The following is a 13,773-nucleotide window of genomic DNA, read 5'->3' on the forward strand; positions in this document are numbered from 1 at the left end:
GTGGGTCAGAATTCGATCGGTATTGACAGGAAACCTACTCTCCTGCCAGTGGCAGTCTTGACGTGAAAAGAAAACTGGCTGGCCGCACATGCACTCTTTCCCTTTACTGGAACGGGGGAGGCTGGCATCAGGAGCCTGAATACAAAGCGGAGTTGACTGTTAATATATGGAATGGCACGACCGAACTGGACCTGACGAATTCGGATTTTATGCTTGACTACAATTTGCGGGGACGAGGACTTGGCTCCTGGATCATGAAACAGCTGATTTTCTGGGCAAAGACGCTTCCGGCTGATACCCCCGTGAAACGTATCCGTACATCTCCTGTCGATGAAGATGACAGGGAAAATATACTTCGTCGGGATCGCTTCTGGAACGGTATCGGATTCAGGTTCGAACCTGGCGGAAGACTATCCATCCCCTTAACCGTAGGTGAGCTTCAGTACCCTAAAGGTCTTCATTGTCCCCTTATCGCTGTGCCTTTGCATAAGGGTGTTGATGAGCTACACCGTCTGTGTGAGAGCCAGAAGATGGAAATTGATAGACTGAAATCCAGTCAGTCATATCAGGCAAAACAAATCCGGTATCTGACTGAACGTAAGTGGGACGTATTACTGATAAAATTCATATGGTTAATTATTTTCTCTCCCATTTTTATTCCCTGCTGGCTCTACAGCAAACTGAAACAAAGCCGTGAGACAACCCATGAAAAATGATCTGTCCGGAAGTCTGAAGGCTCTGCACCCCAGGAAACAATACCTGTCCACTGAGGACAGGAAACAATGATGCCGGCAATACCAGGCCAGGGCGTTTCTTTTTCTGCCGCGCAACTGCCGGTGGCCATCGACTACCCTGCCGCACTGGCCCTGCGCCAGATGGCTCATGTTCAGGATGAACTGCCAAAATATTTGCTGGCGCCGGAAGTGAACGCCCTGCTCTACTATGTACCCGATCTCCACCGCAAGATGCTGATGGCAATCCTCTGGAACACCGGCGCGCGCATTAACGAGGCGCTGGCGCTGACCCGGAGTGATTTTTCCCTGGCGCCGCCCTACCCGTTCGTGCAGCTGGCCACCCTCAAGCAGCGGGCGGAGAAAGCGGCCCGAACGGCCGGCCGCTCACCTGCCGGCAGTCAGGCGCATCGCCTGGTTCCGCTTTCCGATGCGAACTATGTCAGCCAGCTAGAGATGATGGTGGCCACGCTGAAAATACCTCTTGAGCGGCGCAACAAGCGAAGCAGCAGAACCGAGAAGGCGCGTATCTGGGAGATTACCGACCGGACGGTCCGCACCTGGCTCAGCGAAGCGGTTGAAGCGGCAGCGGCCGACGGGGTGACGTTCTCCGTGCCGGTGACACCACACACGTTCCGTCATTCCTACGCCATGCACATGCTGTATGCAGGCATTCCGCTGAAAGTTCTGCAAAGCCTGATGGGACATAAGTCGGTCAGTTCGACGGAGGTGTATACGAAGGTATTTGCGCTGGATGTGGCAGCACGGCACCGGGTGCAGTTCCAGATGTCTGAGAGTGATGCGGTCGCGATGCTGAAAGGAAATGGATAGGTGCTATAACGAATTCGGTTTCTTCGCTTTTGCTCGGCCCCGTTTGTCCTAGCCACGCGGCCCAACCGACTTGAGCCGCTGTGGGCCGTCACCGATTAAACCATGCGCAAGTGGCTGAAGCAGGAGGTGAAGCGGGACGGAGAAGACAGTGTATATTTTTCCATTTCGGTCACGCCGCATATGTTACGCCACAGCTATACCATGCACACGCCCTGTCACCGGCAGTCTAGGACATTCATTTAGCATCTGGACGGACATAAGGAGCCGTGTTCGATGAAAGTTTATACGTGGGTGTTTGCGCTGGACCCAGCTGCCACGCTGACCGAGCCGTTTAGCTGGCACGGGCGTGATGCAGCTGAGATTTTTCAGACACTGCCGCCGCTGAAATTACATTACTGCTTTCCACAATTTACATAAGCTATGGAGAGCAGAATGCCCACAACATAAACTGCAGTAAGCAACATAAGCTAAAGTGAGTACTATCATCCTGAAAACGCCTTCCGTTTCGAGCCAATGATAATGCTCAGACCGAAGATAAGAGCTTTCTACCTTTTCTCGGAAGTGACCGTCCAGGCGGTCACCGAGCTCGAAAATAAAATGGCTCATAGCCATACGCCAGTCCCTCAGTGGCATCGTCCATTTCTGTGACGCAGCCTTGATTGCCAGCCACTCCATCTTTTCACTGTGTCGTCCGTCGTGAATTCCTTACGCTTTTAGCCTTCCTGAAACCCGGTACGGTTCAAAACGCTCTGCACCATTACTAAAATTTTTAGGCTCATTTCCGTAACTCTCCTACACTGTAAAAAAAAAAGAAATATCTTATTTTTCTCCTTCTTCACTTTTCATTCATCGTCAAACATGAGTGTGATGAGGATCAGCGCATGAACAAGACCTATACCGTTGTTTTTAATACCGCTTCAGGCCTTTGGGTGGTCGCGGGCGAATTTGCAAAAGGCCGCAAAAAATCCGCGTGCACAATGAAAGCGCTGCGCCTCGCGCTGCTGTCCACGCCGCTGCTGCTGCCCGCGCATTCGGCGCTTGCCGACGCCTGCGCCAGCAGCTCGCTCCCGTTCCAGGGCGGCGCCAGCGCGGGCGTGTACGCGTGCTATGTCTCCGGCGCGCTGGTGGATAACGAAAACGATGGGAAAGTAGACAGCGTTGACGGAACCGATACGGCGAATTACAAGGCCAAAGAGCAGCGATTTAATCAGGATACGCGCTTCTCGCTCAGCAATGACGTGCTCTGGAAGCCCGACGTTAACGGCCCAACGACCGCGCTTCCCGTCACCTACGTGCCCGCCTCGGAGCTCTACAACAAAGGCGCGCTGACGGTGACGGATAAAGATGGCAACGTGCTTTCCGAGCTCCCCACGTTTAGCGACTGGAACCTGAACGCCACCGGCGGCAAAGATGAAATCACGTGGACGCGAACCGACGGCACGCCGGGCACGGCGGAGGTCTACAATACGTCCGCCATTCAGGTAACGAAGAACATTGATAGCGCTACAGGCTTTAGCGCGCAAATCATCACCGACCAGCCGACGCTGCCTTTTATCGATCTCCGCATCGCGACCATTACCGACGGCAAGACGATGGATATGGTCAGCAACGGTCAGGCCAACGCTGACGGCTTCGCTACTGACTGGAAGCCGGGCCAGGTGAAGCAAAGCTCGCTGTTTGCCGCCGATAACGGCACGATAAATCAGGCTGCGGATACCGCCATTCGCGTGGTCTTTGGCTACTCCGACGGCGTCAGCAACCCGTCTGATACCAACAAGGTTCCCGGCGATTTCGGGCCAAGCTTAGTGCTTTCCGGCTCGACGATTACCTTCCAAGGCAATAATTACACTATCGACTCCGACGCCGCGCTGGATACCTATAATCAGGCGCTGATCGCCGCTATCAAAGACAACACGCTCACCTCCGGCGAATACGATACCGAGTTCCGAAAAGCGTTTAAAAACGGCACCGACGAGTATCACTACGAATACGATCCAACCAAGGTGGACTACACCAATTTCTACATTTCGCCAGAAATGTCGGCGGCCATCGGCAAGCGCGCAATTTTTGAGGCGAACGGAACCGGCGTCGTCAATCTGAACGCCAATGTTGCCGCAATTGGCCAGACCTACGCGCGCGCCTACAACGCCTGGGCGCACGACGGCGGCACGGTCAACAACAACGGCGACGTTATCGTCAACAACAGCAATACGCAGAACGCGCTGATCGAAAGCGGCGCTACGTTTAACAATACCGGCTCGATTACCTTCAACGTTAACGGCACTAACTGGGCCGACCAGGTTTCCGGCGCGGTCTCGACCTATAACAACACCGTCGACGGCGTGATCTCTGTCTCCACCTCAACGGCCAATAATGCCAACGCGGTGCATCCGAACCGCTACTTTAAAAACAGCCGCAATATCGCAACGGAAGTGCTGAACGGCGCGGAGGCCACCAACAGCGGGAAATACTTTATCGGCTCCGTCGAACCTTCCGCCGGTACGGTAGGCACGGCAACCGGCGTGCACATTACCAATTCGGGCAGCTTTACCAACAGCGGCCAAATGACGATAGGTAAAGACGCGGCGGGCAATGATATTGCCCTGAAAGGCGGTAAAAACACCGAAACGCTGTACGTTGACGAGGCATACAACGCCGTCAGCGCCTACGTCGACAATAGCGGCAGCTCCATTATCATCACCAACAGCGGCACGGGCGTGATTAACATCAACGACAGCGCCAAAAACAGCGTGGCGATGAACATCGGCGAAGCTCCCGTGCTGACCAACACGCCCGGCTCCACCTTTACGCCAACAAACGTCAACGTCGAAAACGCCGGGATAATCAACGTTGACGGCAAAAACAGCGCGGGCCTGAAGGCCACGGGCGCGTTTACGCAGGCCAATAACGACACGATTATCAATACCGGCACGATTAACGTGACGGGCGCGGGCAGCACCGGGATCTTTTCCGCCTCGGGTGCGGAAATCACCAACAGCGGCAGCGTGGTCGTAACCGGCGTGGCAAACAGCAACAACCGCGCCTACGGCATTCGCGCCGATAACGCAACTGTCACCCTGGACGACAACAGCCAGCTTACGGTGCTCGGCAGCAATACCACCGGGCTGTACGCCCGCACCGGCGGGCAGATTAACGTCAACGGCGGCACGATTAATGCCCCGCTCGATCCCGCCGCCAACAACCAGGTGGTCTTTTGGATCTCCGGCAAAAGCGGCAGCCGTTCTTCGACCATCAGCTTTGCAAACCCCACCGACTACGCGCTGGAGAACTCGCACTCCACGCTGTTCCGCGTCGATCAGGGCGCAACCTATGACGGCAGCAGCTCGAACCTCGAGCGCGTTGACGTCAACGGCACCGGCTCCAACGGCTACACCATTGCCAACAACGGCACGCATTTTACCAGCGGCGGCACCACGATTAACGTCAACGGCCAGGACGCAACCGGCATCCACGTCAACAGCGGCGCCGGGCTGGATAACAACGTGAAGCTCACCGAGGACACCAACATTACCGTGACGGGCACCGGTGCCACGATCGCCACGGTCGACGGCAATACTTATAACGTGCAGGGCGTTAAAACAGGCCAGAACGGCGCGAAGCTGATTACCAGCGCGGCGCTTGCCGCAGGCGCGGGCGGGCAGATTGCCGCTAACGCCATCGGCTATAAGGTCATTAACAAAGGCGAGCTGGTGCAGAACGGCACCATCGATTTCAGCAACGCGGACTCCACGACCGGGGTGTACATCGACGGCGGGACGCTGACCAACAACGGCGCAATTACCTCCAACGGCATCGGCGTTGACGTTTATCAGACAAGCTCGGTTGCCTCGGTGGTGAACAACAGCAGCGATATTAAGGCTATCGACGGCACGGCAGCCGTGCGCCTCAATAAAAACGCGTCGCTGTCGGTAGGCGGCAGCGGCACGATAGACGGCAGCGGCAGCGCCGACGCGATTCGCGTGATGTCCGGCGCAAGCCTTGCCACCAGCGGCGCAAAAATTAGCGTGGACGGCTCGGGCAGCGGCATCCACTTCCTCAATACGGCGGGCGACGCCAGCAGCACGTTTAAGCTTTCCGGCTCCGGCAATATCGACGTGACGGGCAATAACGCGGCGGGCATCACGCTGGAAGGCCAGGACGCCAGCGGCAACCCGGCGCAGTCTAATGCCAACCTGGACACCCGCGGCTCCGAGCAACTGCTAATTAACGTCCACGACCAAGGCGGCAACGGTATCGTGACGAACACCTCCGGCTACGTGTACTCCGGCACCAGCGTGAATATCGTCTCGCCGAACGGCCAGTCGGCGCTGGTGGTGAAAGGCACAACGAAGGACATCCGACAGACGGGGAATCTGACATCGGCTTCAGCCTCCTCCCCCGTCGTCGATTTAACCCAACTTGCAAATCCGGCTGCCGCCGTGAGCTTTATTAACAGCGGCAAAATCACCGCGCCTTCGGGCGGCGTGGCGGTGGATGCGGGCAATCTCTCCGGCAAAACAACCTTCACCAACCAGGGCACGGGCGCAATTACGGGCTCGGTGACGCTCGGCCAGGGCAATAACGCGATCACCCTGGCGGGCAGCAGCAACGCAACGGATCTCACAACCGGTAACGGCAATAACGTAATTACGGTGAAAGACGACGCGAAACTGACCGGCACGCTGACCGCAGGGAGCGGCAGCAACGCGGTCACGCTGCAGGGCATCAGCCAAACCAACGCGCTCGTGCTTGGCAACGGCGGCAACACGGTGGATATCTACGGCGGCACGAAAAACGGCATGCTGACCTCCGGCAGCGGTAACGACAGCTACACGCTGCACGCCGTCAACGTGAATAACGCGACGCCCGCGCAGAGCGCGAACGCCTTCAGCCGCATCAACGGCGGAGCCGGAACCGATCTGCTGACGGCCACGGACGCCAGCTGGTACATCCTCACCGACAGCCAGAATATTCAGGGCATTGAAAATCTCAACGTTGAGAAAAATTCCACCTTCGAAGTGCACAACGTCAATCTGGCGCTGGTTAACGCGGGCGGCGATACGAATACGGCCAGCCTCGATAGCAGCAGCACCTATTTTGTTAACTTCGACGCGGCCAGCGCGGGCTACCAGCTGAAGCAGAACATAAAAGGCGACGGCACGATCCGCACCCGCACCAACGGCCAGGCCTTCGATTTCGCCAACGCCGACTACATTCAGAACAACTTCACCGGCACGCTGGCGCTCGGCGACGGCATCTTCGCGGTGCAGGGCGATAACACCAAAGCGCTCGCTCACGCCACGCTTCAGCTGGACGAGGACGGCATTGCTTCCCTGGCGAAGGGGCTGCCGACGCAGACAATCGACAGCCTGCGCTTTAACTCGGGCACGCTCAAGGTTGCCGAAGGGCTTATCGGTTCAAAAGAAAACGCGCTGCAAAGCCATTTGCAGGTGACCGATCTGGACGTCAGCGGCCCGGGCGCGGTGCAGGTGGTTGCCGACGGCTTTGATAACGACTACAGCCCGCAAAACATGCTGGAAGATACATCCCGCCTGTCGCTGCTGAGCCAGGACGAGGGAATCAACCTCGTCACGCTGGTGAAAGCCACGGGAACCATCACCGGCACGGCGAATAACATCACGTTCTCCCCCACCGACGATAGCGGCACGCCACTTCCCGCCAGCGAGGACCAGCTTCAGGATATCCGCCAGGGCGGGGAGAAAGTTGCTGATGGCACCTACGGCATCGGGGCAAATATCGGCCTTGAGAGCGACGGCCTGTACGCCGCGTTCCAGCTCAAGCAAATCGATATCCTCAGCGGAAAAACCGTCAACCTGATCATCAGCGAAGGCGATACCGGCAACGCGCTCGATCTCGGCGCAAAGCTGACCGGCGCGGGTAACGTCAACATTGAGGGATACGGCGACTCTCTTTCGCTTTCCAACAGCAATAACGACTACACCGGCAGCACGACGATCAGCCACGGCACCCTGCTTCTGCGGGACGACGCGGTGCTTGGCCAGCAGGAGAGTCATACCAGCGCGCTTAATTTAATGGCGGAAACGCAGGCACAGCTTGGCGAAACCACCCAGTACGTGGGCGCGCTCAATACGCAGCAGACCAGTACGCTGGCGCTGGATAGCGGCACGCTGAACGTGGATAACGGCGGCAGCGTCGCGGGGCACATCATCTCCGAGCCCGACGCGACGCTCAACGTTAACGGCGGCACGCTGGATATCACCTCCTCAAACCCGGACTATCACGGGATCACGAATATCGCAGAGCCCGCCGTGACCAACATTCACTACGTTGACGGGCTCGGCGACGGCAACATCGACCTGATGGGCGCGCTGAATATCACCGGCGCGCCAGCGGGCAATTTCGCTAACATCCTGTCCGGCACGGGCCACGCCAATATTATTGCGGGCTCGGACGTCACCCTGACCGCCGATAACCGCACGTTTAACGGCGATTTTAATATTGATGCCGACAGCACTCTGCGCGCCTCGTCCGCCCAGAATCTGGCAGATAGCGTGAAGGACGAAGAACCCGTTACGCCGGTTGAGCCCACAGAGCCAGAGGAGCCCGCTGAACCGCCGACGGATGACGGCAGCGGTACGCCAACGGATGACGACGGCGAGGGAACGTCACCCGTCGATCCTGGGCCCATTGCCGATCCCGGCACGGCGGCTAACATTCACAACAACGGCAACTTGGTATTAACCAACGCCCAGCCAGAAACCTGGACGGTGCATAACGCCATCGACGGCAGCGGCAATCTCTACAAACAGGACAGCGGCACGCTAGAGCTGACGCAGCAGGCGGCAGAATACACCGGGCAAACCTTCGTCACCGAAGGCGCGCTGACGGCGGGGAAACTGCCCGCGCCCGAAAGCAGTGACGATGACGATGACGTTGGCGGCGCAGAAGGAAACGGCAGCCAGGGCGGCGGTAACGAAGGCACAGATAGCAACGACAGCGCAGAGGTGCCTGCTACAGCAGCGGCGCTGCTGGCGGCCGAAGATGACGGCCCGGACACCGCCAACAACGTCAACATGGCAACGTCAGCGCTCAACATCGCGCAGGGCGCCAGGTTCGGCGGGTATGGCTCCGTTGCGGGCGACGTTAATAACGCCGGGACCTTTAACGTCGGCGGCCTGGATAAACTCAGCCTCACGAATGCGACCACCTATCAGGTAAACGGCAGCTTCCGCAACGCGGGCGACATTATTCTTGGCAGCAATAATATTACCGGCAGCACGCTGCATATCGGCAAAGACTATGTGTCTCAGGGCGGCGCGCTGTATCTGAATACGGCGCTGAACAAGGGCGCGGAAGAGACGGATACGGACCAAGTCTTCGTCGGCGGCAACGTGCGTACCGACACCGACGCGACCCGAATTTACGTCACCAACGTCGGCGGCAGCGGTGCCTACACCCAGCGGGACGCCATTAAGCTTGTGGACGTCAAAGGCGTTTCCGATAATCGCGCCTTCGTGCTCGGGCACCCGACGGTTATCGGTATTTATGAGTATCTGCTGAAAAAAGGCGCGAAGGACAATAACTGGTATCTCAGCTCCGTTGAGGAAGTGGATGCGATTTTCCCTATCGATCCGACGGAGCCGACCAATCCGACAGAACCGACTAACCCAACGGAACCTACGCGGACAACTACACCTGCAAAACGCAACATCAACCCGATGATCGGCGGCTTTGCTGCCAACCAGAACGCGCTATCGATGTTTAATATGACGCTGCACGATCGCCTCGGCGAGCCGCAGTATGCCGAAAGTCTGCGCGAAGACGGCGACTTTAGCCATTCTCTGTGGCTGCGCGCGGTAGGCAGCCACCAGCGCTATAACGCCATCGACGACCAGATGCGCCTCAGCGGCCACAGCACCGTCGTTCAGCTGGGGCACGACCTCATCCACTGGAGCGATAACGGCAAGTGGCGCGGGCGTGCCGGGATCATGGGCGGCGTCGGCAACCAGCAGTTCTCAAGCAAATCCCGCATTACCGGCAGCAGCGCGCGGGCAAACGTCGACAGCGCCTACAGCCTCGGGCTGTACGGTACGCTCTATCAGGACGACAAAAATCCGCTTGGCACCTACGTCGATACGTGGGCGCTCTACAACTGGTATCGCAATAATGTCGGGATGTCCGGCTATTCGGATGTGAAATACAACAGCCGCGGCTACAACCTCTCTATTGAGGCGGGCCACACGTTCGAGTTCGGCAAAGACGTTGAGAAGCAGCGCGCCTGGCAGCTTCAGCCGCAGGCGCAGCTCACCTACGGCCAGCTCAGCAGCGATGCGGCAAGCAGCCGAAGCGCCCTGCTGAACGTCAGTAAAAGCCGCGCGACGTCGCTAGAGTCTCGTTTTGGCGTTCGCCTGACCCGCGCCTACGGGCTCAGCAACGGCGAGAGCGTACAGCCGTTCGCCGAGGTGAACTGGCGCCATCAATATCGTGAGAACACGCTGACGTTTAACGAGCAGTATGATTTTAAAAACGCGCCGCCAAAAAACCGCTACGAGCTGAAGCTCGGCGTGGAGGGGCAGCGCAACAAAAATCTGAATGGCTGGGCAAACGTATCGTATTCGGTGGGGGATAAGGACTATCGCGAGCCGAAGGCGATGGTTGGGATTAAGTATCAGTGGTAGATTTTGCACGGACCCGATGGCGTATACCCTAATATGACATCGGTTATCCCTTCACATTTTGATATACCGTCATGCGTGTCTTTCTTTTACTCATTTGAGTTTTTACTTACTCCGTGAGTTTTTGAGTATATGAGCCTTTGTGTAAATGTGTGTTTTTGCTTTTACTCATTTAACTGAGATGGTAAACTCAAAAACTCAGAAGAGTAATTGAGTAAATACACAAAGGAGTTTTTTGAGTATGAAGGTGATTTCTTTTCTTAACCCTAAAGGCGGTTCAGGTAAAACCACGGCAGTAATCAATGTGAGTACTGCAATGGCTCGAGCGGGATACAACATCGCAGTTGTGGATACAGATCCTCAGATGAGCCTGACAACCTGGAGTAAATCTGGGAAGGCTGCATTTGATGTGTTTACAGCCGCTTCTGAAAAAGATGTATATGGCATTAGGAAAGACCTTACTGAATATGATTTTGTCATCGTTGATGGTGCCGGTTCGCTTTCCGTTATTACATCTGCTGCGGTAATGGTCAGCGATCTTGTTATCATTCCGGTTACTCCCAGCCCGCTTGATTTTTCTGCAGCAGGAAGCGTTGTCACTGTCCTTGAAGCGCAGGCATATAGCCGGAAAGTTGAAGCTCGTTTTCTCATTACCCGAAAAATCGAACAGGCAACCATGCTTAGTGTTCTAAAAGAAAGCATCAGGGACACTGGAGTTAAATCGTTCCGCACGGCTATTACCCAGCGTCAGATTTACGTCAAATCGATTCTTGATGGTGACAGCGTGTTCGAGTCTAGTGATGGAGCGGCTAAAGGTGAAATCGAAATCCTTACAAAAGAGATAGTTAGCATATTTGAGTAATTGTGTTTTTACTTGTATACTCAAATGAGTAATTGATGATAGGAGTAAACATATGGCACTTGAAAAAGCCCATAGTGGTAGCAAAAAAATGACATTCGGTGAGAACAGAGACCTCGATAGGGTGGTTTCTGCGCCAGCCCTATCAGGAAAAGTTAAGCGTGTTAACGTCAATTTTGATGAGGATAAACACACCAGATTTAAAGCCGCCTGCGTGCGAAATGGAACTTCAATAACGGATGTCATCAACCAACTTGTAGATGGTTGGCTTAAAGAAAATGAATAACCGCCATTTAAGCAGTAATGTACATCGGACTGTCAGTGTCGAGGGATACTGCTAGCGTCCTCTTCAGGCTGTGGGGCGCGACCAGGCGCATTGAACGTGATTTCTGGCCAGCCCCTCATCAGAAAGGGCATCATCCACACTGACATCACGAATCAGTGGACTTTCCTCTTCTATATGTTGGGCAATATCCCGTAGCCACTCTGCCAGCATTTCTCTGTCCATCTTTCTCCGCTCCGGTTGTGTACATTCAGCATCAACATACCACACCAGGAAAAGTGAAGTCTGCGTAGTGTGGGTAAGCGTCTCATCCAGACCGTATTGACGCTCAGACAAAAGTGAGATCGACCTTCCAGGGCAGCAGATCACGGACCCGGTTCACCGGCCAGTCCTGGATATGACCGATGACGTAACGCAGCCACGCCTCCGGTTCCACGCCGTTAAGCCGGCAGGTGCCGATCAGCGAGTACAGTACCGCAGCACGTTCCCCGCCCGCGTCTGAACCCGCGAACAGCCAGTTTTTCCGCCCCAGGGCAACGCCACGCAGCGCGTTCTCTGCGATGTTATTGTCTATCTCGGCCCAGCCGTTGCTGCAGTACTGTCGCTACCGATGTAAAACTGGCCCACCTGCCGATGTAAATCTGACCCACCTAGGGTAAAAATGGCAGTTTTAAGGCACTGCCAATGATGACATTGGAGACCAGAGTGGAGATTAGTGTTTTACACCGTCAGGGCATGTCGATACGCGCCATCGCGCGCCAGCTTTCATGCTCTCGTGAGACCGTTCGCAGATATATTCGTAGCCCGCTGCCCGTAGCGGATATGCGCTACAAGCCTCGCGCACCCAGACCCTGCAAGCTTGACCCGTTCAAGACCTATATCCTTGAGCGCGTGGCCGCTGCCAGGCCCCTCTGGATCCCCGCCAGTGTGCTGCTGCGCGAGATCCGTCAGCGTGGTTACGAGGGTGGTTACAGCATGCTGACCGCTTTCCTGCACCCCATTAAGCAGCCCGTCACTGAAGAGGTAACACGCTTCGAGACCGAGCCTGGCTTTCAGATGCAAGTTGATTTCACCATCATCAGACTCGGTCATAACCCATTGCTGGCCTTTGTCGCCACGCTGGGCTGGAGCCGCGCGACTTTCGTCAAGTTTTACAGCAACCAGGACTCCGCTGCCTGGTGTGACGGCATTGAGTCTGCGCTCAGGTTCTTCGGCGGGACGCCGCATCAGCTGCTGTTCGACAACGCCAAGGCCATCATCATTGAGCGCGATGTCTACGGCCCCGGTAAGCATCGCTGGAACCCGCAGTTGATGCACGTCGCCGAGAAGTATGCCTTTACTCCCAAGGTCTGCCGACCCTATCGCGCCAAGACCAAGGGTAAGGTTGAGCGGTTTAACCATTACCTCAAGAACAGCTTTATCGTGCCTCTTACCGCGACCTTCCGGCAGGCCGGGCTGGTACTGGATGTACCTGCTGCCAACACACGCATCGGCGAGTGGCTGGTCACCGTCGCGAACACACGAGTGCATGGCACCACAGGCGTACCGCCTGAGCAGCGCATGCCGCGCGAGCGTGCTGCGCTATTGCCGTTACCGAAGGTCACGTTGGCATTGCCTGCACCTGTCCCAGCGCTCAGCCAGCGTCCGGTGCCGACCGAGAGCCTGCAACATCCTCTGGCAACGTACCAGGCCTTGCTCGAGGTGCCAGCATGATGGCCAGAACGAACGGCGTCGCCAGACCATTTTGCGGTTATCAGGCCTGCCGGTGATAAAAACACTGGAGCAGTTCGATTACGCCTATGCCAGTGGCGTTCCACGAAGTCAGATCCAGGAGTTGGCGGGTCTGACATTTATCGAACGTCAGGAGAACGTTGTCCTGCTCGGGCCTTCTGGCGTCGGCAAAACGCACCTGGCGACCGCCATTGGCTATAAGGCCGCGATGGCGGGTTTAAGCATTCGGTTCATTACCGCCGCCGACATGATGCTGCAACTGATGGCGTCACATCGTCAGGGTGACCTGAAGGGCTACCTGAACCGCGTCGTAGGTAAACCTAAGCTGTTGATCATCGACGAAGTGGGATATCTGCCGTTCGGTAAAATGGAGGCGAACCTGTTCTTCCAGGTAGTCGCTAAACGGTATGAGTCAGGCAGCGTGATCCTGACCAGCAACCTGCCGTTTACGCAGTGGTCCGGAACGTTTGGTGATGACGAGACACTGACGGCAGCGATGCTGGATCGGCTGCTTCACCATGCGCATATCGCCCAAATCAGCGGCCAAAGCTATCGACTGAAAGATAAGCTGAAAAGCGGTCAACTCCAGAAGAAAACGAAAGCAACAACGCTCGAATGATTCAAAGGGGGTGGGTCAGTTTTACTTTGGCAGGGTGGGTCAGAATTCGATCGGTATTGACA

The 13,773-nt window shown here is 56.2% G+C and carries 7 protein-coding genes and 3 pseudogenes; 8 read left to right on the forward strand and 2 right to left on the reverse strand.

Translation table 11 applies throughout. The features are described 5' to 3' along the window. The first annotated feature begins 62 nt into the window (after positions 1–62). The 6 genes and pseudogenes from H2P46_RS21965 to H2P46_RS21990 all read left to right on the forward strand — a co-directional run bounded on the left by H2P46_RS21965 (position 63) and on the right by H2P46_RS21990 (position 11,364). Complete coding sequence (locus H2P46_RS21965; protein ID WP_193406897.1) at positions 63–716, forward strand: hypothetical protein; 654 nt, start codon at positions 63–65, stop codon at positions 714–716. A 66-nt stretch (positions 717–782) separates the two neighbouring features. Beyond that, entirely contained in the window at positions 783–1,562 is a 780-nt protein-coding gene (locus H2P46_RS21970) for a site-specific integrase (protein WP_193406898.1), read from the forward strand. Positions 1,563–1,604: 42 nt separating this feature from the next. Then, positions 1,605–1,979: pseudogene (locus H2P46_RS23365) on the forward strand (tyrosine-type recombinase/integrase); the annotation flags it as partial. Positions 1,980–2,443: 464 nt separating this feature from the next. Then, complete coding sequence (locus H2P46_RS21980) at positions 2,444–10,222, forward strand: autotransporter outer membrane beta-barrel domain-containing protein (RefSeq protein ID WP_193406900.1); 7,779 nt, start codon at positions 2,444–2,446, stop codon at positions 10,220–10,222. Positions 10,223–10,460: 238 nt separating this feature from the next. Continuing rightward, the gene (locus H2P46_RS21985; protein WP_017694172.1) at positions 10,461–11,081 is read left to right on the forward strand and encodes a ParA family protein; all 621 of its coding nucleotides are present in this window, start codon (positions 10,461–10,463) and stop codon (positions 11,079–11,081) included. A gap of 52 nt (positions 11,082–11,133) precedes the next feature. Further along, complete coding sequence (locus H2P46_RS21990; protein WP_017694173.1) at positions 11,134–11,364, forward strand: plasmid partition protein ParG; 231 nt, start codon at positions 11,134–11,136, stop codon at positions 11,362–11,364. A 63-nt stretch (positions 11,365–11,427) separates the two neighbouring features. Here H2P46_RS21990 and H2P46_RS23175 read toward each other — a convergent pair whose 3' ends face one another. Both H2P46_RS23175 and H2P46_RS22000 read right to left on the reverse strand, forming a co-directional pair. Continuing rightward, the gene (locus H2P46_RS23175; RefSeq protein WP_238939077.1) at positions 11,428–11,697 is read right to left on the reverse strand and encodes a hypothetical protein; all 270 of its coding nucleotides are present in this window, start codon (positions 11,695–11,697) and stop codon (positions 11,428–11,430) included. After that, a pseudogene (locus H2P46_RS22000) lies at positions 11,690–11,959 on the reverse strand (transposase domain-containing protein); the annotation flags it as partial. The gene H2P46_RS23175 and the pseudogene H2P46_RS22000, both read right to left, overlap by 8 nt. A gap of 86 nt (positions 11,960–12,045) precedes the next feature. Here H2P46_RS22000 and istA point away from each other — a divergent pair. Then, positions 12,046–13,074: an IS21 family transposase gene (gene istA, locus H2P46_RS22005; RefSeq protein ID WP_193403243.1), complete on the forward strand. Its 1,029-nt coding sequence runs from the start codon at positions 12,046–12,048 to the stop codon at positions 13,072–13,074. Positions 13,075–13,078: 4 nt separating this feature from the next. Beyond that, positions 13,079–13,711 (forward strand): annotated as a pseudogene (gene istB / locus H2P46_RS22010) (IS21-like element helper ATPase IstB); the annotation flags it as partial. Positions 13,712–13,773 lie beyond the last annotated feature (62 nt).

Origin of the sequence: Mixta mediterraneensis (assembly GCF_014946725.1) — a bacterium.
Classification (GTDB): domain Bacteria; phylum Pseudomonadota; class Gammaproteobacteria; order Enterobacterales; family Enterobacteriaceae; genus Pantoea; species Pantoea mediterraneensis.